General features: G+C 74.2%; 6 protein-coding genes. All 6 read left to right on the top strand.

Annotated elements, in window-relative coordinates; all coding sequences use genetic code 11:
• Window positions 1-121 precede the first annotated feature (121 nt).
• Genes ACWC0C_RS17780 through ACWC0C_RS17755 form a run of 6 tightly spaced genes read left to right on the top strand, consistent with a single transcriptional unit; the run spans window position 122 to window position 26,876 of the window.
• Window positions 122-7,933, top strand: a complete 7,812-nt coding sequence (locus ACWC0C_RS17780) for an amino acid adenylation domain-containing protein (protein WP_450864784.1) — start codon at window positions 122-124, stop codon at window positions 7,931-7,933.
• Window positions 7,930-22,620, top strand: a complete 14,691-nt coding sequence (locus tag ACWC0C_RS17775) for an amino acid adenylation domain-containing protein (RefSeq protein WP_450864783.1) — start codon at window positions 7,930-7,932, stop codon at window positions 22,618-22,620. Before ACWC0C_RS17780 ends, ACWC0C_RS17775 begins: the two co-directional genes overlap by 4 nt.
• A 47-nt stretch (window positions 22,621-22,667) precedes the next feature.
• Window positions 22,668-24,080 carry an enoyl-CoA hydratase/isomerase family protein gene (locus ACWC0C_RS17770; RefSeq protein ID WP_450864782.1) on the top strand — a complete coding sequence of 471 codons (1,413 nt, stop codon included), beginning with the start codon at window positions 22,668-22,670 and terminating at the stop codon, window positions 24,078-24,080.
• Window positions 24,077-25,132, top strand: coding sequence for a thiamine pyrophosphate-dependent enzyme (locus tag ACWC0C_RS17765; RefSeq protein ID WP_450864781.1), 1,056 nt, complete (start codon window positions 24,077-24,079; stop codon window positions 25,130-25,132). Before ACWC0C_RS17770 ends, ACWC0C_RS17765 begins: the two co-directional genes overlap by 4 nt.
• Window positions 25,132-26,118: an alpha-ketoacid dehydrogenase subunit beta gene (locus ACWC0C_RS17760; RefSeq protein ID WP_450864780.1), complete on the top strand. Its 987-nt coding sequence runs from the start codon at window positions 25,132-25,134 to the stop codon at window positions 26,116-26,118. Before ACWC0C_RS17765 ends, ACWC0C_RS17760 begins: the two co-directional genes overlap by 1 nt.
• On the top strand, window positions 26,115-26,876 hold the full coding sequence (locus tag ACWC0C_RS17755; RefSeq protein ID WP_450864779.1) for a thioesterase II family protein: 762 nt from the start codon (window positions 26,115-26,117) through the stop codon (window positions 26,874-26,876). Before ACWC0C_RS17760 ends, ACWC0C_RS17755 begins: the two co-directional genes overlap by 4 nt.
• Window positions 26,877-26,907 lie beyond the last annotated feature (31 nt).

Here is a 26,907-nt window from a genome sequence, read left to right as displayed (position 1 = left end):
CTGTCAACACGGTGGACGAACATGCCTGCGAATCTCGTGGGTCCTGCCCGCAGCCGGTACAGACCCGCCGCCGGCCGCCGGGACGGCGGTACCCGGTCGACTCGGACAGAAGAGGGAAGAGATGGCTGTCGCTGACGAAGCATCCCTGGCACTCACGCAGGCCCAGCTCGCGGTGTGGTTCGCGCAGGCCAGAGAGGTCCGCAGCCCGGTCTACAACACAGGCGAGCACGTCGAACTGCGCGGCCCGCTCGACGTGGACCGCCTGGAGGCCGCGATACGCGCCACCGTGGCCGCCACCGAGGCCCTCCGGCTCGCCTTCCACACCCTCCCCGACGGCGAGGTCCGGCAGACCGTCGTCCCCGCCGCCGAGCTGGACTGGACCCTGCACCGCGTCGACCTCAGCGCCGAACCCGACCCCCGCGCCGCCGCCGAGGCGTGGATGCACCAGGTGCTCGCCACTCCCCTCGCCGTCGACTCCGGCCGCCCGCTGTTCACCCAGGCACTGCTCACCCTCGGTCCCGGCCACCACCTGTGGTTCCAGCACGTCCACCACCTGCTGCTCGACGGCTACGGCCTGCGGCTGCTCGCCCAGCGCGTCGCCCGCGCCTACAACGGCGAGGCGGCGGAGAGCACCGAAGGCGAACTCGACGCCGTCCTGCGCGCCGAGGACACCTACCGCGCCTCACGCGCCTACGCCGTCGACCGCGCCCACTGGCTCGCCCGCTGGGCCGACCGGCCCGAGCCCACCGCCCTCGGCACCACCACCGCGCCGCCGCGATCGGGCAGCCTGCGGCACACCGCCTTCCTGCCCGAGGCCGTACTCCAGGGCCTGGACCGCCTCGCGAGCACGGCCGAGACCGGCTGGCCGCTCGCCGCCCTGGCCGCCGTCGCCCTCTACACCCAGCGCCTCACCGGCACCGACGAGGCCCTGCTCGGCCTGCCGATGACCGCGCGCCGCAGCGCGGCCCGCCGCACCCCGTGCATGCTCGCCAACGTCCCGCCGCTGCGCATCGCCGCCGCGCCCGGCCTGACCCTCACCGAGCTCCTGGTCACCGTGCGCCGCGCCGTGGCCGACACCTCCCGCCACCAGGCCTACCCGTACACCGAACTCCGCCGCGAACTCGGCCTGCTGGCCGACGGCCACAAGCTGTACTCGGCCGTCGCCAACATCATGCCGTTCGACCACGGCCTGGACTTCGACGGCCTGACCGCGCAGGTGCACCCGGTGTCCACCGGCCCCGTGGACGACCTGAAGTTCTCCGTGTACGAGCAGCCCGGCGGCGCCGGCCTGCGCATCGACCTCGAAGCCAACCCGGACGTCTACGGCGACGACGAGACGGCCGCCCACCTCGCCCGCTTCACCGCACTGCTGCGGACCTTCGCCGACGCCGACGGCACCCTGCCCACCGGCCGCTGCGACATGCTCGCCGCCGGCGAACACCCGCGGCCCGCCGTCGCACACGACGTGCCGGCCCCCGCCACCACCCTGCCCGCCCTCTTCGCCGCCCAGGCGGCCCGCACGCCCGACGCCGTCGCCGTCGTACACGAGGACGAGTCCCTCACCTACGCGGAGCTCAACGCCCGCGCCAACCGGCTGGCCCACCTGCTGATCGAGCGCGGAGCCGGACCGGAGAAGACCGTCGCGCTCGCCCTGCCCCGCTCCGCCGACCTCGTTGTCGCCCTCCTCGGCGTCGTCAAGTCCGGCGCCGCCTATCTGCCGCTGGACCCCGACTACCCGGCCGAGCGCCTCGCCTACATGCTCGACGACGCCCGGCCCTTCGTCACCGTCACCGCCCCCGGCACCGACATCGCCGCCGGCGACGTCCTCACCCCCGACGCCTGGTCCGACCCGGCCCTGCCCGCCACCGACCCGGACGTGCCCCTGGACCCGGCCCATCCCGCGTACGTCATCTACACCTCCGGCTCCACCGGCCGCCCCAAGGGCGTCGTCGTCCCGCACGGCAACGTGGTGCGCCTGTTCTCCGCGGCCCAGCGGCACTTCCACTTCGGCCCCGACGACGTGTGGACGCTCTTCCACTCCTACGCCTTCGACTTCTCCGTCTGGGAGCTGTGGGGACCGCTGCTGCACGGCGGCCGCCTCGTCGTCGTCCCGTACACCGTCAGCCGTTCGCCCGCCGCCTTCCTGGACCTGATCGCCCGCCACGGCGTCACCGTCCTCAACCAGACCCCGTCGGCCTTCTACCAGCTGATGGACGAGGAGGCGCGGCAGGACGGCGAAGCGCCGCGGACGGCCACACTGCGCCACGTCGTCTTCGGCGGCGAGGCGCTGGACCCCGCCCGGCTGCGCGACTGGTTCGCCCGGCACGGCGACGAGCGCCCGCTGCTGTCCAACATGTACGGCATCACCGAGACGACCGTGCACGTCACCCACGTCGCGCTCGACCGCTCGCACACCGCCCCGCACGGCCCCTCCGCCATCGGCACCCCGCTGGCCGACCTGCGCGGCCACGTCCTCGACACCGCCCTGCGGCCCGTACCGCCCGGCGTGGTCGGTGAGCTGTACGTGGCCGGCGCGGGCCTCGCCCGCGGCTACCTGGGCCGCCACGCCCTCACCGCCGAGCGCTTCGTCGCCGACCCCTTCGGCCCCACCGGCACCCGCATGTACCGCACCGGCGACCTCGTACGCCTCCTGCCCGACGGCGGCCTGGAGTACATCGGCCGCAGCGACCACCAGGTGAAGATCCGAGGCTTCCGCATCGAGCTCGGCGAAGTCGAGGCCGCGCTGGCCGCACACCCGTCCGTCGCCCAGGCCGCCGTCGCCGTCCGCGAGGACACACCGGGCGACCGGCGCCTGGCCGCCTACGCCGTCCCCGCCGCCGGGCACGCGCCCGACCCGGCCGAATGGCGCAGGCACCTGACCGCCACCCTCCCCGCCCACCTCGTCCCCGCCTCCTTCACCGCTCTCGACGCGATCCCGCTCACCGCCAACGGCAAGCTCGACCGCAAGGCGCTGCCCGCACCGGACACCGCCGCCGCGGCACCCGGCACCGGCGAGTCCGGCGGCGGAGAGCTGGAAGAACTGCTGTGCGGCGTCTTCGGCCGCATCCTGGGCGTGCCGGACGTCCGGCCGGGCCACGACTTCTTCGTCCTCGGCGGCCACTCCGTGCTCGCCAACCGCCTGATCGCCGCCGCCCGCACCGAACTCGGCGTCGAATTCACCATCGAGGACCTCTTCGAAGCGCCCACGCCCGCCGGCCTGGCCCGCCGGGCCCGCACCGCGGACGGCACCCGCCCGGCCCTGCGTCCCGGCGCCGGTGCCGGCGGCATGTCCCCGGCCCAGCACCGCATGTGGGTGCTGCGCGAGGTCGAGGGCCCGGAACCCACCTACAACATGCCGGTCGCCCTGCGCCTGACCGGCCCGCTCGACGAGCCCGCGCTGCTCTCCGCGCTCCAGGACGTCGCCGAGCGCCACCCGATCCTGCGCACCGTGTACCCGGCCGACCACGGCGCGCCCAGCCCCCGCCTGCTGCCCTCCGACGTGGCCGGCACCTGGGCCGGCGCACGCCGGATCACCGAGGAGGAGCTCCCGGCCGCCCTGACGGCCGCCGCCCGCGAGCCCTTCGACCTCGACCGTCAGATCCCGCTGCGCGCCCACCTGTTCACCCTCGACGACGCGACCCACGTCCTGCTCGTCCTGCTGCACCACATCGCCGGCGACGGCTGGTCGCTGCGCCCGTTCCTGGACGACCTGGCCACCGCCTACGACGCCCGCAGCCACGGCGCAGCACCGCGGTTCACGCCCCTGCCCGTCGATTACGCCGACTTCGCGGCCTGGCAGCGCGAACTCCTCGGCGACGAGAGCGACCCCGCGAGCCTGGCCGGCCGCCAGCTCGACTACTGGCACCAGGCCCTCGCCGGCCTGCCCGACCAGCTCGAACTGCCCTACGACCGGCCCCGCCCGCCCGTCGCCCGGCACCGCGGCGGCTCCGTGCCGTTCCACGTCGGCCCGGAACTGCACGAGAAGCTCGGCGCCACCGCCCGCGCCCACGGCGCCACCGTCCACATGGTGCTGCAGGCCGCGTTCGCCGCGCTCCTCACCCGGCTCGGCGCCGGCACCGACATCCCCATCGGCTGCCCGACCGCCGGCCGTGACGCACCGGCGCTCGACGACCTCGTCGGCTTCTTCGTCAACCCCGTCGTGCTGCGCGCCGACACCTCCGGCGACCCCGCCTTCGGTGAACTGCTGGCCCGCGTGCGCACCACCGCCCTCGGCGCGTACGCCCACCAGGACGTGCCCTTCGACCGCGTCGTGGAGCGGCTCCAGCCCGTACGCTCGCCCGCCCGCCACCCGCTGTTCCAAGTGGTGCTCTCCTACCAGGAGTCCGACGCCGAACCGCGCCTGGCCGGACTCGACGTACGGCGCGAGCCCGTGGACTTCGGCGTCGCCAAGTTCGACCTCACGTTCAACCTCGTCGCCCACCGGGACGGCCAGGGCGGCCTCGGCGGCATCGAAGGCGACCTGGAGTTCGACCGCGAGCTGTTCGACGAGGCGACCGCCGCCGCCTTCACCCGCCGCTTCCACGTGCTGCTCCAGGCCGCGGCCGACCACCCGGAGCTGCCCATCGGCCACTTCGACCTGGTCAGCGACGAGGAGCAGCGGCTCCTGCGCGAGTGGAACGACACCGCCCGCCCGGTCCCGGACCAGGGCCTGGCCGACCTGTTCACGGCCCAGGCCCGCCACACCCCGGACGCCGTCGCCGTCGTCGACGGCGCCGCCGAACTGACCTACGCCCAGCTGGACGCCCGCGCCGACGCCCTCGCCGCCCGCCTGGCCGAGCTCGGCACCGGCCGCGAGGACGCGGTCGCCGTCCTCCAGCAGCGCTCCGCCGACCTGGTCGTCTCGCTGCTCGCCGTGCTGAAGTCCGGCGGCTACTACGTCCCTCTCAACACCCGCTACCCGGCCTCCCGGATGAGCCTGATCGTCCGCGAGGCGGGCGCCCGGGTCCTGCTCACCGACCGCGTGGTGGACGCCGAGTACCGGTGCCGGGAGTGGGCCGGCGACGCCGAGGTCGTCGTGGTCGACGCGCCCGGACAGGCCGCACCCGCACCGCGGCCGGCACCGGTGGCCTGCCACCCGGACCAGCTCGCGTACGTGATGTACACCTCCGGCTCCACCGGCATGCCCAAGGGCGTGGCCATCACCCACCGCGATGTGGCCGTCCTCGCCGCCGACCGCTGCTGGCAGACCGGAAACCAGCGGCGCGTGCTGCTGCACTCGCCGTACTCCTTCGACACCTCGCAGTACGAGCTGTGGGTGCCGCTGCTCTCCGGCGGCACCGTCGTCGTGGCCCCGCCCGGCGACCTCGACACCGCCGCGCTGCGCGAGGCCATCGTCGGCGGCGGCATCACCGGTATGTGGCTGACCTCGGGCCTGTTCAACCTCCTCGCCGAGGAGAGCCCCGAGTGCTTCACGAACGTCCGCGAGGTGTGGGCCGGCGGCGACGTGGTCTCGCCGGCGGCCGTCACCCGCGTCCTCGAAGCCTCGCCGGGCACCATGGTCGTCGACGGCTACGGCCCGACCGAGACCACGACGTTCGCCACCCACCACTTCATGCGCGCCCCGTGGACACAGGAGACGACCGTCCCGATCGGCAGCCCGCTCGACAACACCACCTGCCACGTGCTGGGCGCGGGCCTGCGCCCGGTCCCGCCCGGTGTGGTGGGAGAGCTGTACATCGGCGGCGCCGGACTGGCCCGTGGCTACCTGGGACGGCCCGACGCCACCGCCGAGCGCTTCGTCGCCGACCCCTTCGGGCCGCCCGGCGCCCGCATGTACCGCACCGGCGACCTCGTACGCCGCCGCACCGACGGCATCATGGAGTTCCTGGGCCGCGCCGACCACCAGGTCAAGGTCCGCGGCTTCCGGATCGAGCTCGGCGAGATCGAGTCCGTGCTCTGCGCCCACGCCTCCGTCGCCCAGAGCGCGGTGCTCGTCCGCGAGGACCGCCCGGGCGACAAGCGGATCACCGCCTACGTCGTCGCCTCGCCCGGCCACCCGGCCGACCCCGCCGAGCTGCGCCGGCACGTCGCCGCCGCGCTGCCCGACTACATGGTCCCGGCCGCCGTGGTCCCGCTGGAGCGCCTGCCGCTCACCGCCAACGGCAAACTCGACCGCCGCGCCCTGCCCGTCCCCGACTTCGCGCCCGCCGGCACCCACCGGGCACCGCGCACACAACGCGAAGAGACCATCGCCGCACACTTCGCCGAGGTGCTGGGCCTGGAGAAGACCGGGATCGACGACGGCTTCTTCGACCTCGGCGGCGACAGCATCATGGCGATCCAGCTCGTCTCCCGCCTCCGTAAGGCCGGACTGCTGCTCTCGCCCACGCAGGTCTTCGAGCACAAGACCGTCGCCGCCCTCGCCGTGGTCGCCGGCACCACCGACGACGCGCCCACCGCCACCGGCTCCGACGACGAGGCCTGTGGCGAGGTGCCGCTCACTCCGATCATGCACTGGCTGCGCACCCGCGGCGGCCCCGTCGACGCGTTCAGCCAGTCCCTCCTCGTCCCCGTGCCCGCCGGCCTCGGCACCCGCGAACTGGCCGCCGCGCTGCGGACGGTGGCCGACCACCACGACGTACTGCGCGCGACCTTCGCCGCCGAACCGGACGGCCACTGGCGCATGCACATCGCCGCGCCCGGCACGCCGGACACCGACGGCTGGGTGCGCCGCGTCGACGCCGTGGGCCTGAGCGAGGCGCAACTGCGCGACGTGGCCGACAAGGAGGCCGCCGCCGCCCGCGACCGGCTCGACCCCTGGAACGGCGTGACACTCCAGGCCGTCTGGTTCGACACCGGCGACGACCACACCGGCCACCTGCTCCTGACCCTGCACCACCTGGTCGTCGACGGCGTCTCCTGGCGCATCCTGCTGCCCGACCTCGCCACCGCCTGGCAGGCCGCCGCCCGCGGCACCACCGCACAGCTCCCGGCCACCGGCACCGCCTTCCGCACCTGGGCCCGGCACCTGGTCACCGAGGCCACGAGCGAGCGGCGCGGCGCCGAACTCGGCCTGTGGCGCGACCTGCTGACCGCGCCCACCCCACCCGTCGCCCTCCGGCCGCTCGACCCGGCCGAGGACACCGCCGCCACCGCCCGCAGCCTCACCCTCACGCTGCCCGCCGAGGACACCGAGCCCCTGCTGACCACGGTACCCGCCGCCTTCCACGCCAAGGTCGACGACGTCCTGCTCACCGCCTTCGCCCTGGCCGTCGCCGACTGGCGCGCCCGCAGAGGCCTCGGCGACGGCGGCGCCGTCCTGCTCGACCTCGAAGGCCACGGCCGTGAGAGCGGCGACAGCGGCGCCGACCTGTCCCGCACCATCGGCTGGTTCACCACCCTCTATCCCGTCCGCCTCGACCCCGGCGCGCTCGACCGGCACGAGGCGCTCTCCGGCGGTCCCGCCGCCGGCACCGCCGTCAAACGGATCAAGGAACAGCTGCGCGCCCTGCCCGACGGCGGCCAGGGCTACGGCCTGCTGCGCCACCTCAACCCCGAGACCGCGACCGAACTGGCCGCGCTGCCCACGCCCGCGCTGGGCTTCAACTACCTGGGCCGCTTCCAGGAGACCGGCGCCACGGCCGGCCACTGGAACGCCGCTCCCGACGCCGAATCGCTCGGCGACGGCATCGATCCCGGCCTGCCCCTGGCCCACGCCGTCGAGGTCAACTCGCTGACCCTCGACGGCCCCTCGGGCCCGGTCCTGCGCGCCACCTGGACCTGGCCCGGCGCCCTGCTCGACGAGGACGCCGTACGCGACCTCGGCCAGAGCTGGTTCCGCGCCCTCAAGGCCCTGGCCACCCACGCCGAGGGCCCCGACGCCGGCGGCCGCACCCCCTCCGACCTCTCCCTGGTCTCCCTGAACCAGGCACAGATCGACCGCCTCGAAGCCATGTGGAAGGTGTCCCGATGACGCAGAACGGACTGGCAGACGTCCTGCCGCTGGCACCCTTGCAGGAGGGGCTGCTGTTCCAGGTGCAGTACGACCGCGACGGCGTGGACGTCTACAACGTCCAGATGGTCATGGAGCTGCGCGGCCCTCTCGACACCGCGGACCTCAAGGCCTCCGTACGCACCCTGATGCGCCGCCACCCCAACCTGCGCGCCGGATTCTGGCAGCAGGACCTCGACCAGCCCGTGCAGTTCATCCCGTACGAGGCACCCGTGCCGTGGCAGGAGGAGGACCTCACCGGCCTGGACCCGGCCGAACGCGAGCGGCGCGTCGAGGAGTTCGTCGCCACCGACCGCGCCCGGCGCTTCGACCCCGCCACCCCGCCGCTGCTGCGCATGGGCCTGCTCGCGCTCGGCCACGAGCACCACAAGCTCGTCCTGACCACCCATCACCTCCTGCTCGACGGCTGGTCGATGCCCCTGCTCGTGCGCGAGCTGTTCGCCCTGTACGGACAGCGCGGCGACGACGCCGGCCTGCCCGTGGCCCCGCCCTACCGCAGTTACCTGGCCGACCTCGCCGGCCGCGACCAGGACGCCGCCCGCGCCGCGTGGCGCGACTATCTCAAGGAACTCGACGAGCCCAGCCTCCTCGCCCCGCCGCACCGCGGCGAGCGGCCCGCCGGCGCCCTGCCCGGACAGCTGTGGCACGAGTTCGACGAGCGGCTCTCGGCCGGTATCACCGCCGCGGCCCGGGCCCAGGGCCTGACCGTGAACACCGTGGTCCAGGGCGCCTGGGCGGTGCTCCTCGGCCACGCCCTCGGCCGCGACGACGTCGTCTTCGGCGCCACCTTCGCCAACCGGCCGCCAGAGATCGCCGGCATCGAGTCCACCATCGGCATGTTCATCAACACCCTGCCGGTGCGCGTCTCGCTGCGCCCCGGCGAGTCGCTCGCCGCCCTGCTGCGCCGCGTCCAGCAGGAGCAGGCCGCCCTCATCGTCCACCGGCACCTGTCCCTGACCGAGGTCCAGCGCACCGCCGGCCACGGCGAACTCTTCGACTCCGTCGTCGTCTTCGAGAACTACCCGCTCGACCCCGCCGTACTGCGCGCCGAGTCCCGCGGTGTGCGCCTGGCCGGTTTCGAGGTCGGCGACGCCACCCACTACCCGCTGAGCCTGCTCGCCATTCCCGGCGAGCGGATCCGCTTCCGCCTCGACCACCGCGCCGACGTGCTCGACCACGACGGAGCCCGCGAACTGCTCGGCCGCCTGGAGCGGCTGCTCACCGCGTTCGCCGACGACCCCGAGCGCACCGTCGGCAGCCTGGACCTCCTCTCGCCCGCCGAGCACGACGCCCTGGCCACCTGGAACACCACCGAGCGCACGACCGAAGTGCGCACCCTGCCCCGCCTGTTCGAGGACCAGGTGCGGCGCACACCCGACGCCACCGCCCTCACCTTCGAAGGCCACGTCCTGACCTACCGGGCGCTCAACGCCCGCGCCAACCGCATCGCCCGGACGCTCCTCGCCCGCGGCGCCGGCCCCGAGCAGATCGTGGCCCTGCAACTGCCCCGCTCCCTCGACCTGTACGCGGCCCTGCTCGCCGTCCTCAAGACCGGCGCCGCCTACCTGCCCGTCGACCCCGAGTACCCGGCCGAACGCATCGCCTACATGCTCGAGGACGCCCGGCCCGCGTTCGTCCTCACCGAAGCCGAACTCGCCGGCATCACCGACGAGCAGCCCGGCCACGACCTCATCGACGCCGAGCGCACGGCCCCGCTCACCCCGGCCCATCCGGCGTACGTCATCTACACCTCCGGCTCCACCGGACGGCCCAAGGCCGTCTCCATGCCCGGCGGCGCGCTGGCCAACCTCCTGTCCTGGCACGAGCGGAAGATTCCCCGCGGTACGGACACGGTCACCGCCCAGTACACCTCCCTCAGCTTCGACGTCGCCGCCCAGGAGATCCTCGCCGCCCTCCTGCACGGCCGGACCCTCGCCGTCCCGACCGACGACGTGCGGCGCAGCGCCGACCGCCTCGTCGCCTGGCTGGAGGCCTACGGCGTCGACGAGCTGTACGCGCCCAACCTCGTCATCGATGCCCTGGCCGAGGCCGCCCTCGAACAGGGCCGTACCCTGCCCCGGCTGCGCCACCTGGTCCAGGCCGGCGAGGCGCTCTCCCTCGGTGAGAAGGTCCGTGCCTTCCTCGCGGCCGTGCCCGGCCGGCGTCTGCACAACCACTACGGGCCCGCCGAGACCCACGTCGTCACCGGCACCGTGCTGCCCGCCGACCCCGACGAGTGGCCCGCCGCGCCGCCCATCGGCCGCCCGGTCGACAACGTGCGCGCCTACGTCCTGGACGGCTTCCTGCGACCCGTCGCGCCCGGTGTGACAGGAGAGCTCTATCTCGCGGGCGCCCAGGTGGCCCGCGGCTACCTGCGCCGCCCGGCGCTGACCGCCGAACGGTTCGTGGCCGACCCCTTCGGCCCGGCCGGCGGCCGGATGTACCGCACCGGCGACCTCGCCCGCTGGAACGCGGACGGCGAGCTGGAGTTCGCCGGCCGCGCCGACCACCAGGTCAAGGTGCGCGGCTTCCGCATCGAGCCCGGCGAGATCGAGAACGCGCTCGCCCAGCTGCCCGGCATCGCCAAGGTCGCCGTGATCGCCCGCGAGGACCGGCCCGGCGACAAACGCCTCGTCGCCTACGTGGTGCCCGAGCCCCACCAGCCGGCACCGGACCCCGCCGCGCTCCGCAAGGCCCTCGCCCGCACCCTGCCCGACCACATGGTGCCGGCCGCCTTCGTGACCCTGGACCTGCTGCCCCTCAACCCCAACGGCAAACTCGACCGCGCCGCACTGCCCGCCCCGGCCGCCGCCGGCACGTCCGGCACCCCGCGCTCTCCGCGCGAGGAAATCCTGTGCGCCCTCTTCGCCGACGTGCTCGGCACGGAACACGTCGGCATCCACGACGACTTCTTCGCCCTCGGCGGCCACTCACTGCTCGCCACCCGCCTCATCAGCCGCATCCGCACCGTCCTGGACGCCGAGATCGCCGTACGCGAACTCTTCGACGCGCCCACCGTCGCCGCCCTCGCCGAGCGCCTCGACAACGCCGACGGCGCCCGCCCGGCGCTGGTCGCCGCCGAGCGCCCCGAGCGGGTCCCGCTCTCCTCCGCCCAGCGCCGCCTGTGGTTCCTCAACCGCCTCGACGGCCCCAACTCCACCTACAACATCCCCTTCGCGCTGCGGCTGCAGGGCACCCTGGACGAGACGGCCCTGCGCGAGGCCCTCCAGGACCTGACGCACCGTCACGAGCCGCTGCGCACGCTCTTCCCGAGCGTCGCCGGCGAGCCGTACCAGCACATCCTGCCCGCCGAGCAGGTCACCGTCGCGCTGGAGACCTCCACCGTGACCGAGGAGGAGCTCGCCGGACGCCTGGCCGAGGCCGCCCGCCACGAGTACGACCTCACCACCGAGACCCCGCTGCGCGCCGCCCTCTACCGGCTCGCGCCCGACGAGCACGTCCTCTTCGTCCTGCTGCACCACATCGCCGGCGACGGCTGGTCCCTCGCCCCGCTCACCCGCGACCTCGCCGCCGCCTACGCGGCCCGCCGCGACGGCGCCGAACCCGACTGGCCCGCGCTGCCCGTCGGCTACGCCGACTACACCCTCTGGCAGCGCGACCTCCTCGGCGACCAGGACGACCCGTCCGGCCTGTACGGCAGGCAACTGGCGTACTGGTCGCAGAACCTGGCCGGCATCCCCGAGCACCTGGAGCTGCCCACCGACCACGCCCGGCCCGCCGTCTCCGACCACCGCGGCGCGACCGTCCCCTTCCGCATCGCGCCCGAGCTCCACCGGCGCCTGACCGACCTGGCCCGCGAATGCGACGCCAGCCTGTTCATGGTCCTGCACGCCGCGTTCGCCGCGCTGCTCACCCGCATGGGCGCCGGCTGCGACCTGCCCATCGGCAGCCCCATCGCCGGCCGCACCGACGACGCCCTCGACGACCTGGTCGGCTTCTTCGTCAACACGCTGGTGCTGCGCACCGACACCTCCGGCGACCCGACCTTCCGCGAGCTCGTGGGCCGCGTCCGCACCACCGACCTGGCCGCCTATGCGCACCAGGACCTGCCGTTCGAAAAGCTCGTCGAGACCGTCAACCCGCAGCGCTCTCTCGCCCGCAACCCGCTCTTCCAGGTGCTGCTCGCCTTCCAGAGCATGCCCGAGGCCCGGATCGCCCTGCCCGGCCTGCGCACGGCCATCGAGCCGGTGCGCGTCGGATTCGCCAAGTTCGACCTCGCACTCGCCGTCGCCGAGCAGCGCGGCGAGGACGGCGGCGCCGGCATCCACGGCGACTGGGAGTACAGCAGCGAGCTGTTCGAGCGCGCCACCGTCGAGGCCCTCGGAGACCGGCTGATCACCCTCCTCGACTCCGTCACCGCCGACCCCGATCAGCCCATCGGCCGGGTCCGCGTCCTCACCCGCGACGAAGAACACCGCGTCCTGACCGAGTGGAACGACACCGACCGCGCCACGCCCGAGGCCACCTGGCCCGAGCTGTTCCGCCGCGCCGCCGGGGCCGACCCGAAGGCCACCGCACTGGTCTGGGACGACACCGAGATCAGCTACGCCGAGCTCGACGCCCGCGCGAACCGCCTCGCGCGCCGCCTGATCGCCCGCGGCGCCGGCCCCGAGCGGATCGTCGCCGTCTGCCTGCCGCGCTGCGCCGACCTCGTCGTCGCCGTGCTCGCCGTCCTCAAGTCGGGCGCCGCCTACCTGCCCATCGACCCCGAGTACCCGGCCGAGCGCATCGGCTACCTGCTGGACGACGGCGAGCCCCTGCTGGTCCTCACCGCCGCATCCGTCGCCGACCGCATCCCCGGCGGCCCGCCGCACCTCCTCGTCGACGACAGCACACACACCGGGCCCGGCGGCGAGGACGTCACCGACGCCGACCGCCTCGCTCCGCTGGACCCGCGCCATCCCGCGTACGTCATCTACACCTCCGGCTCCACCGGCCGTCCCAAGGGCGTCGTGGTGCCGCACCGCAACGTGGCGGCCAATCTCACGCCACTCATCGGCGAGTTCGGCCTCGGCGCGGGCAGCCGGGTGCTGCAGTTCGCATCGATCAGCTTCGACGCCGCGCTGTGGGAGATCTCGCTCGCGCTGCTGTCCGGCGCCGCCCTCGTGGTCGCGCCCGCCGAGCAGCTCCAGCCGGGCCCGGCCCTCGCCGACCTCCTCTCGCGCACCGGCGCGACCTTCCTCACCCTCCCGCCGACCGCCCTCGCCGTCCTGGCCGACGACGCGCTGCCCGCCACCGCCGACCTCGTCGTCGCCGGCGAGGCCACCGCACCCGACCAGGTCGCCCGCTGGTCCCGCGGCCGCCGCATGATCAACGCCTACGGGCCCACCGAGGCCACGGTCTGCTCCACCATGAGCACGCCGCTGTCCGGCGCCGTCGTCCCGCCCATCGGCCGGCCCATCCCCAACGCCCGCGCCTACGTCCTGGACGCCGCCCTGCGCCCGGTCGCCCCCGGCGTCGTCGGCGAGCTCTACCTGGCCGGCGGCGGCATCGCCCGCGGCTACCTGCGCCGCCCGGCCCTGACCGCCGAACGTTTCGTGGCCGACCCCTTCGGCCCCGCCGGCGGCCGGATGTACCGCACCGGCGACCTCGCCCGCTGGAACGCCCACGGCGAGCTGGAGTTCGCCGGCCGCACCGACCACCAGGTCAAGGTGCGCGGCTTCCGCATCGAGCCCGGCGAGATCGAGGCCGCCCTCGCCGCCCACCCCGCCGTCGCCCGCGCCGCCGTGATCCCCGTCGAGCACCAGGCCGGAGACCGCCGGCTGGTTGCCTACGTGGTGCCCGCCGCCGACGACACCGCCCGCGACACACAGCAGGAACAGGCCCAGCTGGCCACCTGGCAGGAGACCTACGACGACCACTACGCCGCCCTCGACGGCGAGTTCGGCCACGACTTCACCGGCTGGAACAGCAGCTACACCGGCGCCGCCCTCTCCCTGGAGGAGATGACCGAGTGGCGGCAGGCCACCGTCGACCGCCTCAAGGGCCTCCAGCCGCGGCGCGTCCTGGAGATCGGCTGCGGCTCCGGCCTGATCCTCGCTCCGCTGGCCGACCACGTCGAGGCCTACTGGGGCACCGACATCTCGCCGGCCGTCATCGAACGGCTGCGCGGCCAGCTGGAGCACCATCCCGACCTGGCCGCACGCGTCGAACTGCTGGCCCGCCCCGCCCACGACCTGGACGGGCTGCCCGCAGACTACTTCGACACCATCGTCGTCAACTCCGTCGCCCAGTACTTCCCCAACCAGGCCTACCTGCGCGACGTCATCACCGGCGCGCTCGCCCTACTCGCCCCCGGCGGCACCCTCTTCCTCGGCGACATCCGCAACCACCGGCTGCTGCGCACCTTCCGCACCGCCGTCGAACTGCGCCGCGGCGGCTCCTTCGCCGACGCGTCCGCCATCGGCCGCGCCGTCGAGCAGAGCGTGGCCGCCGAACAGGAACTGCTCCTCGACCCGGACTACTTCACCCTCCTCGCCGCGACCCTGCCGGACGTCGCCGAGGCCGGCACCGAACTGCGCCGCGGCACCCACCACAACGAAATGAGCCGCCACCGCTACGACGCCGTACTCCGCAAGAAGCCCGTTGAGGCGGCGGAACCGGCGCCCGCCACCACGCTGGTCTGGGGCACGGACGTCGGCAGCTGCGCGGAGATAGCCGCCCACCTGGAGCAGCACCGGCCCGCACGGCTGCGCGTTGAAGGCGTGCCCAACCTGCGCCTGGCCCACGAGACCCGCGCCCGGCACCTGCTCGCCACCGACGGCGCCGCGGCCGCCCTCGCCTGCCTGGACGGACCGGCACCCGCCGGCACGGTCGACCCGGAGGAGCTGTACGGCCTCGGTGACCGCCTCGGCTACCACACCGGCGTCACCTGGGCCGCCGCGGCTGAGGACGGCAGCCTGGACGCGGTCTTCGGCCGCTCCGCCGCCGACGTCCGCCCCGGCCTCCTGGCCCGCCCCGCCGCCGCCACCCCGCTCGACACCCTCGCCAACAACCCCGCCCGCGCCCGCGAAGGCGCCGACCTCCAGGCCTCGCTGCGCACCCACGCCGAGCGCCTGCTGCCCGGCCACATGGTGCCCGCCTTCTTCGTCACCCTCGACGACCTGCCGCTGACCCCCAACGGCAAACTGGACCGTGCCGCCCTGCCCGCGCCCGACTGGGACGGCGACGCGGCCGGCCAAGCACCGCGCAACCAGCGCGAGGAGATCCTCAGCACCCTCTTCGCCGAAGTCCTCGGCCTGCCCCGGGTCGGCATCGACCGGGACTTCTTCGACCTCGGCGGCCACTCCCTGCTCGCCACCCGTCTGCTCGCCCGCATCCGCACCGTCCTCGGCACCGAACTGGCCGTCCGCGACCTCTTCGAGGCGCCGACCGTCGCCGAGCTCGCCCGCGTCCTCGGCGACGCCCAGGGCACCCGCCCCGCACTGCGCCGCCAGGACCACCCCGAGCGGATCCCGCTGTCCTTCGCCCAGTACCGGCTCTGGTTCCTGCACCGCATGGAAGGCCCCAGCGCCACCTACAACATCCCGATGAGCCTGCGGCTGACCGGACACCTCGACCACGACGCGCTGCGCGCCGCCCTCGCCGACGTGACCGCCCGCCACGAGGCCCTGCGCACCCTCTTCCCCGAGGAAGACGGCATCCCCTACCAGCGGATCCTGCCCGCCGACCAGGCCCGGCCCGCGCTCGACGTCGTCGACACCGACCCGGCCGCCGTCGAGGCGCTCGTGGCCGGGGCGGCCCGCCAGGGCTTCGACCTGGCCACCGAACTGCCAATGCGCGCAAGCCTGTTCACGGTGGCGCCCGACGAGCACGTACTGCTGCTCCTGCTGCACCACATCGCCGGCGACGGCTGGTCCTGGCGGCCGCTGGCCCGCGACCTGTCCACCGCCTACGCCGCCCGCCTCGAAGGCCGCGCGCCCACCTGGACCCCGCTGCCCGTCAGCTACGCCGACTACGCGCTGTGGCAGCGCGACCTGCTCGGAGCCGAGGACGACCCCGACAGCCGCCACGCCCGCCAGCTCCAGTACTGGACCGAGGCCCTGACCGGGATCCCCGAGGTCCTCGAACTGCCGCTGGACCGGCCCCGGCCCGCTGTCATCAGCTACCGCGGCGACACCGTCCCGTTCCGCATCGACCCCGCGCTGCACCAGAGGCTGCTCGCGCTGGCCGCCGACGGCCGGGCGAGCGTCTTCATGGTCCTGCAAGCCGCCTTCGCGACCCTGCTCGGCAAGCACGGCGCCGGCACCGACATCCCGATCGGCGCGCCCATCGCGGGCCGCACCGACGACGCCGTCGAAGACCTCGTCGGCTTCTTCGTCAACACGCTGGTGCTGCGCACCGACACCTCCGGCGACCCCACCTTCCGCGAGCTGCTGGAGCGGGTGCGCGAGAGCGACCTGGCCGCCTACGCCCACCAGGACCTGCCGTTCGAGAAGCTCGTCGAGCGGCTGCGCCCGGAGCGCTCACTGGCCCGGCACCCGCTCTTCCAGGTCATGCTGGCCTTCCTCAGCGACGGCGAGGCCCAGCTGGAGCTGCCCGGCCTGAAGGCCGCGGCCGCGCCCGTCGGCGTCGGCATCGCCAAGTTCGACCTTCACCTGAGCCTGGTCGAGCGCAGGTCCGCCGACGGCGCGCCCGCCGGCATCGAAGCGGCCCTGGAGTTCAGCACCGACCTGTTCGAGCGCGGTACGGCCGAGGCCCTGGCCACCCGGCTCGTACGACTGCTCGACGCGGTCACCGCCGAACCCGACCGGCCCATCGGCACCGTCCAGGTCCTGGACGCGGCCGAACAGCGCCGTCTGCTGACCGACTGGAACACCACCGACGGAGCGAGCACCGATGTCCACGTGGCGGAACTTTTCCAGCGTCAGGTGGCGCGTACGCCGCGCGATGTGGCACTTGTGCACGAAGCTGCCGCGCTGACCTACGCCGAGCTCAACGCCCGCGCCAACGTCCTGGCCCGGCACCTGGTCGCCCAGGGCGCCGCACCCGGCGAGATCGTCGCGCTGGCCCTGCCCCGCTCCGTGGAGCTGATCACCGCGCTGCTGGCCGTCCTCAAGACCGGCGCCGCCTACCTGCCCGTCGACACCGAGTACCCGGCCGAGCGCATCGCCCGGATGCTCGAGGACGCCCGGGCGCTGTGCGTGATCACCACACCCGGCGCCTGCGACGGCATCCCCGCCGGCCTCCCGCGCATCCACCCGCACGACGGCGCGGACACCGCCGGCACCACCGGCCCCACAGCGGCCGACCTCACCGACGCCGACCGCCTCGCGCCGCTGCACCCGCAGCACCCGGCGTACGTCATCTACACCTCCGGCTCCACCGGCCTGCCCAAGGCCGTGGTCATGCCCGCGGCCGGGCTGTCCAACCTGCTCACCTGGCACACCGCCCGCTTCCCCGGCGGCCCCGGCGTGCGCACCGCCCAGTTCACCGCGATCGGATTCGACTTCTCCGTCCAGGAGATCCTCTCCCCGCTCGTCATGGGCAAGACGCTGGTCGTGCCCACCGACGGCATCCGCAGCGACGCCGACGCCCTGGCCGCATGGCTGGAACAGCACCGTGTCAACGAGCTGTTCGCACCCAACCTCGTCCTCGAAGCGCTCGCCGAGGCCGCCGAGCGGCGCGGCACGGCGCTGCCCGACCTCACCGACGTCCTCCAGGGCGGCGAGGCCCTCACGCCCAGCGAGCGGCTGCGCGCCTTCCACGCCCGCCTGCCCGGACGCCGGCTGCACAACGTCTACGGCCCCGCCGAGACCCACGCCGTGACCACCCACACCCTCACCGGCGACCCGGCCGCCTGGCCCGCCGCCGCACCCATCGGCCGCCCGGTCGACAACGACCGCGTCTACCTGCTCGACGCATCACTGCTGCCGGTGCCGCCGGGCGTCACCGGAGAGCTGTACGCGGCCGGTGCCGGCGTCGCCCGCGGCTACCTCAACCGCCCGGGCCCGACCGCCGAGCGCTTCGTCGCCGACCCCTTCGGCGCGCTCTTCGACGCTCCCGGCTCCCGGATGTACCGCACCGGTGACCTGGCCCGCTGGACGGCCGACGGCGAACTGGAATTCATCGGCCGCGCCGACCACCAGGTCAAGGTGCGCGGTTTCCGCGTCGAGCCGGCCGAGATCGAGGCCGCCCTCGCCGCCCTGCCCCGCGTCGCCCGCGCCGCCGTCGTCGCCGCCGAGGACGGCCATGGCGACAAGCACCTCGTCGGCTATCTGGTTCCCGCCGGTGAACCGGCGCCCGACACCGGCGCGCTGCGCAAGGAACTGGCCGCCGTCCTGCCCGGCTTCATGGTGCCCTCGGCCCTGGTCGTGCTCGACGAGCTGCCGCTGACACCCAACGGCAAACTGGACCGGGCCGCGCTGCCCGCTCCCGCCGCCACGGCCGGCAGCCGCGCACCCCGCTCCCCACGCGAGGAACTCCTCGCCGGACTCTTCTGCGAGGTGCTCGGCCTGGAGCGGATCGGTATCGACGACGGCTTCTTCGACCTCGGCGGCCACTCGCTGCTCGCCACCCGCCTGATCAGCCGGATCCGCACCGTGCTGGGCGCGGAAGTGGCGGTCCGCGACCTGTTCGAGGCGCCGACCGTCGCCGCGCTGGCCCGCATCCTCGACCGCACCGCGCAGGACCGCAGGCCCGCGCCGCGGCCACTGCCACGCCCCGAGCGGATCCCGCTGTCCTCCGGCCAGAACCGGCTGTGGTTCCTCAACCGGCTCGGCGGCTCCGACGCGGGCTACAACCTGCCGGTCGCCATGCGGCTCACCGGCCACCTCGACGAACAGGCGCTGCGCGCCGCCCTCGCCGACGTGACCGCCCGCCACGAAACCCTGCGTACCCTCTTCCCCGAGCACGACGGCACTCCCTACCAGCACATCCTCGCCGCCGACGAGGTGCGCCTGCCGCTGGAGACCGTGCACACCACGCCCGACGGCCTGGCCGGCGTCCTCGCCGCCGCCTCCCGCCGCGGCTTCGACCTCACCGCCGAACTGCCGCTGCGCGCCACCCTGTTCACCGTCGCGCCCGACGAGCACGTGCTGCTGCTCCTGCTGCACCACATCGCCGGTGACGGCTGGTCGCTCGCTCCGCTGGGCCGCGACCTGACGCGCGCCTACACGGCGCGGGTCCAGGGCGGCGCACCGCAGTGGGACGCGCTGCCCGTGCAGTACGCCGACTACGCGCTGTGGCAGGACGAACTGCTCGGTGCCGAGGACGATCCCGACAGCCTGACGAGCCGGCAGCGCGCCTACTGGCGCGAGGCCCTGGCCGGACTGCCCGAAGAGCTCGAACTGCCCGCCGACCGGCCCCGCCCGGCCATCGCCGAGAGCCACGGTGAGGCCGTCGTGTGGAACCTGCCCGCCGAACTCCACCGCGACCTGCTGGCCCTGGCCCGCGAGAACGGCGCGAGCCTGTTCATGGTCCTCCAGGCCGGTCTCGCCACCTTGCTGACCCGCATGGGCGCCGGATGCGACATTCCCGTCGGCACCCCGGTCGCCGGCCGCACAGACGACGCCTTCGACGACCTGGTGGGCCTGTTCATCAACACCCTGGTGCTGCGCACCGACACCTCCGGCGACCCCACCTTCCGGCAGCTTCTGGAGCGGGTCCGGGAGACGGCCCTGGCCGCCTACGCACACCAGGACCTGCCGTTCGAGCAGCTGGTGGAGGACATCAGCCCCGAACGCTCGCTCTCGCGCAACCCGCTCTTCCAGGTCCTGCTGGCCCTGCAGAACACGCCCGGCGGCGGTCTCGACCTGCCCGGCCTGACCGCACGGCCCGAACCGGTCACCCTCGGCGCGGCCAAGTTCGACCTCACCTTCAACCTGGACGAGCGGCACACCGCCGAAGGCGCGCCCGACGGCGTCAACGCGATGCTGGAGTACCGCACGGACATGTTCGACCGCGCCACCGCGCAGGCCCTGGCCGACCGGTTCGCCCGCCTGCTGGCGGCGGCCGCCGCCGACCCGGACCGCCGCATCGGCGCCCTGCCGGTCCTCGACGACGCCGAGCGCGAACGCGTCCTGACCGAGTGGAACGCCACCGCTCACGAGCCGGACCGCTCCGCCACCTCGCTTACGCGGCGCTTCGCCGAACAGGCCGCCCGCACCCCGGACGCCGTCGCCGTCAGCGACGGCGGACGGCAGCTGACCTACCGCGAACTCGACGCCCGCGCCAACCGGCTGGCCCACCGCCTGATCGCCGAGGGCCTCACCGCCGAAAGCCCGGTCGCGGTGCTGCTGGAGCGCTCGGCCGCCCTGGTCGTGGCCACCCTCGCCGTCCTCAAGGCCGGCGGGGTCTACGTGCCGCTGCACCACAGCCATCCGGCCGAGCGCATGCGGCGCGTCGTGGCCGACACCGGCGCGCGGCTGCTGCTCACCGACGACGCCTCACGCGCGCTGCTGCCCGAGCCCGGCGTCCCCGCGCTCCTTGTCGGCGACGCGCACACCGACGCCGCCGCGGACGGCCGGTGGCCGGACACCGACCCGGCCCCGGCCATCGCACCCGACCGGCTCGCCTACGTGATGTTCACCTCCGGCTCCACCGGCGTGCCCAAGGGCATCGGCATCACCCACCGCGACGCCATCGACCTCGCGCTGGACCGCTGCTGGGAGCCCGGACCCGGCCAGCGCGTGCTGATGCACTCGCCGTACGCCTTCGACATCTCCACCTACGAGCTGTGGAGCCCGCTGCTGTCCGGCGGCCGCATCGTCGTCGCTCCCCGCGGCGACCTGGACGCCGTGACCCTGCGCACCGTCGCGGAAACCGAAGGCATCACCTCGCTGCTGCTGACCGCCGGCCTGTTCGGCGTCATCGCGGACGAGGCCCCGCAGGCCTTCGCCGGCGTGGCCCAGGTGTGGACCGGCGGCGACGTCGTACCTCCCACCGCCGTGCGCAGCGTCCTCACCCACTGCCCCGGCACCGTCGTCAAGGTCCTCTACGGCCCCACCGAGATCACCCTGGGCTGCACCTGGCACCACTTCACCGAGCCCGGCCAGGTGCCGGACAACGTGCCCATCGGCCGCCCGCTGGACAACACCCGCGTCTACGTCCTGGACGAGCGCCTGGAGCCGGTGCCCGCCGGCGTTCCCGGCGAACTCCACATCGCCGGCGCCGGCCTGGCCCGCGGCTACTGGGCGCAGCCCGCGGCGACCGCCACCCGGTTCACCGCCGACCCCTTCGCCGAGCTCTTCGGCGAGCCCGGCGGACGGATGTACCGCACCGGCGACATCGCCCGCTGGAGCCACGACGGCGTCCTGGAGTTCCTCGGCCGCACCGACGAACAGGTCAAGATCCGCGGCTTCCGCATCGAACCCGGCGAGGTGGAGACCGCGCTCGCCGCCCATCCCGACGTCACCCGCGCCGCCGTCGTGGCCCGTCCCGACCGCTTCGGCGGCAAGGCCCTGGTCGCCTACCTCGTCCCGGCCGAGGCGAGCACTCCCGACCCGGCCGAACTGCGCGGCAGGCTCGAAGGACAGCTGCCCGACTACATGGTGCCGTCCGCCTTCGTCGTCCTCGACGCCCTGCCGCTGACCGCCAACGGCAAGCTCGACCGAGCGGCTCTGCCGGAGCCCGAATGGGCCCGCGCAGGCGACTCCCGGCTGCCGCGCGGCCCGGTGGAGGAGCTGCTGTGCACGCTCTTCGCCGACGTCCTGGGCCTGGAGCGGGTCGGCATCGACGACAACTTCTTCGACCTGGGCGGCCATTCGATGCTCGCCAGCCGCCTGGCCGGCCGCATCTCCTCCGTGATGGGCACCGACATCAGCGTGCGGACCGTCTTCGAGGCGCCGACCGTCGCCGCACTCGCCGGCCGCATCGACGGCGGCGGCGCCGACCACGACCCGCTCGCGGTGCTGCTGCCGCTGCGCTCCGAAGGCGATCGGCCGCCGCTGTTCTGCCTCCACCCGGCGGGCGGATTCGGCTGGATCTACACCGGGCTGCTGCGCTCGCTCGACCGCGAACAGCCGGTGTACGCCCTCCAGGCCCGCGGCCTCGGCGGCGACGAGCCGCTGCCGGCGAGCCTCGCGGACATGGCCGACGACTACGCCGAACAGATCCGCAAGGTCGCGCCCACCGGCCCGTACCAGCTGATCGGCTGGTCCTTCGGCGGCCTCGTGGCGCACGCGGTGGCCGCCCGGCTGCAGGAGCGGGGAGAGCAGGTGACGCTGCTCGCCGTCCTCGACGCCTATCCCGGCTGCTACGACGAGGAGCACCAGGTCGGCGAGCAGGAGGTGCTGGCCATCCTCCTCAACGCGGCCCATGTGGACCGCGCCGGTCTGGGGGAGGGGCCGCTGGAGCGGGCCCGGGTCATGGAGCTGCTGCGCGAGCGCGGCAGCGCGCTGGCCGGTCTCGACGACGAGGCCTTCGCCCGCATGGTCACCGTCTTCCTCAACAACACCCGTCTGCTCCCGGGCTTCGTCCCCGGGAACTTCGACGGCGACCTGCACTTCTTCGCGGCAGGCATCGGACGCACCGACCCGGCCCTGACCCCCGACCGCTGGCGGCCCCACATCACCGGCCACATCGAGGAGTACGAGCTGGACACCGACCACGCCGGACTGGCCCGGCCCGAGGCCCTCGCGGCCATCGGCCGCCTGCTGGCCGGCCACCTGGCCGGGCCCGCCGCGTAACCACCGGACGAGCGGCCACCGCACCTTTCACGATGGGAGACACCGCCTTGACCTCCACCACCCCGATCCTCGACCGGGCGGCCACCGGCACCGGCGCGCCGGACACGGCCGAACCGCCGCGCCTGTCCGGCTCGTTCGACACCGACCGCCATGCGACGTGCGGCTTCCTCCAGGCGGCCACCGAGGCCATCGAGGCCCTGCCGCCGCGACCCGAGCGCGGCGCACACCAGCTCGCGCGGGCCGAGTCCCTGCACCGGCAGGCCCGCCTGCTGCGCCGCCGCTTCCTGGCGCTGCACGCCGACCGCGTGTACGCGGAGCTGACCGACGGCCTCACGCTGCACCCGCGCCTGGACCGGCTCGCCGACCTGGCCGCCGAACGCTTCCCGGGCCTCGTGCCCACCCGTGCGCAACTCGCCGCCGAGGCACGCCACTACCAGCACCACAAGGAAGGCTGGGAGGTCGACCAGGGCCTCTTCTTCCACGCCCTGTTCGACTCCCGCACCGCAGGAACCCATCTGCTGCGCTCCATGCTGCGGCCCACCCCGCGGGCCCTGGCGTCACTTGCCGAGTTCCGCCGCACCGGCCGCGCCGACCTCCAACTGGCCACCGTCACCCGCCGCGACGGCATCGCCACGCTGGAACTGTGCAACGACGCCTATCTCAACGCCGAGGACGACGAGGCCGTGGAGGCCCTGGAGACCGGCACCGACCTGGTGCTGCTCGACGACGCCAGCCACGTCGGCGTACTGCGCGGCGCACCGATGTCCCACCGCGCCTACCTCAACCGCCGTGTGTTCAGCGCCGGCATCAACCTCACCCGCCTCTACCACGGTGAAGTCACCTTCCTGGGCTTCCTGTTGCGCCGCGAGACGGGCTACATCGCCAAGTTCCTGCGCGGTCTCGTCCTCCCGGACACCGCCGCCGCCGGCTTCGGCGCCGAGGACTTCGCAGTGCCGCAGAGCGACAAGCCGTGGGTCGGTGCGGTCGACACCTTCGCCATCGGCGGCGGCATGCAGATCCTGCCCGTCCTCGACCGCATCGTCGCCGCCGACGACTCCTGGTTCAGCCTCCCCGCCCTGGAAGAGGGCCTCGTGCCCGGCGTCGCCAACCTGCGGCTGACCCAGCTCCTCGGCAGCCGCCTCGCGCGCCGCGTCATCTTCTGGGGCCACCGGCTGCGGGCCGACCAGCCGGAGGCCGCGCTGCTGTGCGACGAGGTCGTACCGGCCGACGCCATGGACGACGCCGTCCTCGCGGCGGCCCAGCACCTGGACAACCCGGCCGTCGGCGCCAACCGGCGCATGCTCACCCTCGGCGAGGAACCCTTCGACGTGTTCCGCCGCTACATGGCCGGCTACGCCCTGGAGCAGTCCCTGCGCCTCTACAGCCCGGACCTCATCGCCAACCTCGAGCGCACCTGGATCAGCCGTAACCGCGCCCGGAGCCAGGGCGGCCGCTCGTGACCCTCCTCGCGCCGCCCGAAGCACCCGCCCTCCCGGACACCACGGCCGAAGAGCCGCCCGCCGAGCTGCAGTTGGCCATGTACCGGGCGCTGGTCCGCGGCCGGGCCTTCAACCAGCAGGCCTCCGCCTTCAGCAAGCAGGGTCGGCTCGCCGTCTATCCCTCCTCGCGCGGCCAGGAGGCCTGCCAGGCCGGCTCGGCGCTCGCCGTCCGCGCCACCGACTGGGTCTTTCCCACCTACCGCGACAGCGTGGCCCTGCTCACCCGCGGTATCGACCCCGCCGAGATCCTCACGCTCTTCCGCGGCGACCAGCACTGCGGCTACGACCCCCGCGCCACCCGAACCGCCCCGCAGTGCACCCCGCTCGCCACCCAGTGCCTGCACGCCGCCGGACTGGCCGACGCGGCGCGCATGTCCGGCGACCCGACCGTGGCCCTGGTCTACATAGGCGACGGCGCGACCAGCGAAGGCGACTTCCACGAGGCGGCCAACTACGCGGCGGTCCGCCGCGCACCGGTGGTCTTCTTCGTACAGAACAACCAGTACGCGATCAGCGTGCCGCTGTCCAAGCAGACCGCCGCCCGCACGCTCGCCGACAAGGCCGTCGGCTACGGCATGGCCGGTGTGCGCATCGACGGCAACGACGTCCTGGCCGTCCACCGGGCCGTGACCGAGGCCGCCGACCGGGCCAGGTCCGGCCAGGGCCCGACCCTGATCGAGGCGGTCACCTACCGCATCGACGCCCACACCAACGCCGACGACGACACCCGCTACCGACCCGAGGGCGAGGCCGCGGCCTGGGCCGGGCTGGACCCGGTGGACCGGCTGGAACGGCGTCTGCTGGACAGCGGGGTCCTCGACGAGCAGGCCATCGCCGCGACGGCCGCCGACGCCGCCGCCCTCTGCTCCGGCCTGAGCGCGCAATTCTCCACCGAGCCGCAGGCCGACCCGCGCGAGATGTTCCGCCACGTCTACCACCACCTTCCGCCGCACCTCAGAGAACAGGCCGCACAGCTCGACGCCGAACTCGCCGCGGCCGCGGAGGAGGAGTGATGGCCGACGTCACCCTGGCCAAGGCCCTCAACACCGCCCTGCGCCACGCCCTGCGCGACGACCCGCGCACCCTCGTCTTCGGCGAGGACGTCGGCACACTCGGCGGCGTCTTCCGCATCACCGACGGCCTGGCCCGCGAATTCGGCGACGACCGCTGCTTCGACACCCCGCTGGCCGAGTCCGCCATCCTCGGCACCGCCGTCGGCATGGCCATGTACGGCTACCGGCCGGTCGTGGAAATGCAGTTCGACGCGTTCGCCTACCCGGCCTTCGAACAGCTCGTCAGCCACGTCGCCAAGCTCCGCAACCGCACCCGCGGCGCGCTCAGCCTCCCGCTGACCATCCGCATCCCCTACGGAGGCGGCATCGGCGCCGTGGAACACCACAGCGACTCCTCCGAGATCTACTACATGGCCACTCCCGGCCTGACCGTCGTCACGCCCTCCACCGTCCGCGACGCCTACTCCCTGCTGCGCCGCTCCATCGCCTCGCCCGATCCCGTCGTCTTCCTCGAACCCAAGCGCCTGTACTGGCACAAGGAGGCCGCCGCCCTGCCGGCCGACACCGGTCCGCTCGGCTCCGCCGTCATCCGCCGGCACGGCAGACACGCCACCCTCATCGCCTACGGTCCCGCCGTCGCCACCGCCATGGAAGCCGCCGAGGCCGCCACCGAGTCCGGCTGGGACCTGGAGGTGATCGACCTGCGCACACTGATGCCGCTGGACGACGAGGCGGTGTGCGCGAGCGTGCGCCGCACCGGCCGCGCCGTCGTCGTCCACGAGGCCCACGGCTTCGCCGGCCCCGGCGCGGAAATCGCCGCCCGCATCACCGAACGCTGCTTCTACCACCTCGAAGCCCCGGTCCGCCGCGTCACCGGGTTCGACGTTCCCTACCCGGCGCCCGTGGTCGAGAAGCACTACCTGCCCGGTGTCGACCGCATCCTGGACGCCGTCGGCGCACTGGAATGGGAAGGAGCACCCGCATGAGCACCGCCGCGACCACCGCGGACTGGTTCCGCTGCCTGAGCCCGCGGCCGGCCGCCGACGTACGCCTGCTGTGCTTCCCGCACGGCGGCGGCTCCGCCGCGGCCTACCGCGACTGGCACACGCTGCTGCCCGACTCGGTCGAGGTCCAGGCCGTCCAGTACCCCGGACACGCCGACCGGTTCGGCGAACCCCTGCCCGACGACCTCGACCGGCTCGCAGACGACCTGTGCCGCGCGGCACTGCCGCTGCTGGACCGCCCGTTCGCCCTCTACGGACACAGCATGGGCGCCCTGGTGGCCTACGAGACCGCGCTGCGCCTCCAGGACCGCGGCCTGCCCGTGCTGCGGCTGATCGTCTCCGGCATGCCCGCGCCCCGCCTCGTACGCCCCGGCGACGTCCACCTCGGCTCCGACGACGCACTGTGCGCCGAGCTCGAACGGCTCGGCGGTGTACCGCCGGAGGTGTTCGAGTACCCGGACCTCCGCGACGCCGTACTGCGCACCGCCCGCGCGGACTACCGCCTGGCCGAGACCTACCGGCCGCGCCCGGACGCCGTACTGCACATCCCCGTCACCACCCACCGCGGCCTGGCGGACCCGGAGTTGACGGCGGCGGAGGCCGCGGGCTGGGCGGAGGCCACCACCGCCGAGTGCCTGCACCGCGTCTTCGCCGGCGACCACTTCCACGCGGCCGCCGACCCCGCACCCGTGGTCGCCGACCTCGCCGCCGCTCTTGTCAGCGCCGTGTCAGTCCCGTAGCAGGCGCGCCGCCGATGCTGGCCGAGCGGCC

The sequence above is a fragment of the Streptomyces sp. NPDC001709 genome, from assembly GCF_053596375.1.
Note: the sequence above shows the minus strand (reverse complement) of the source record. Positions and strands in the feature narration are given on the sequence as shown.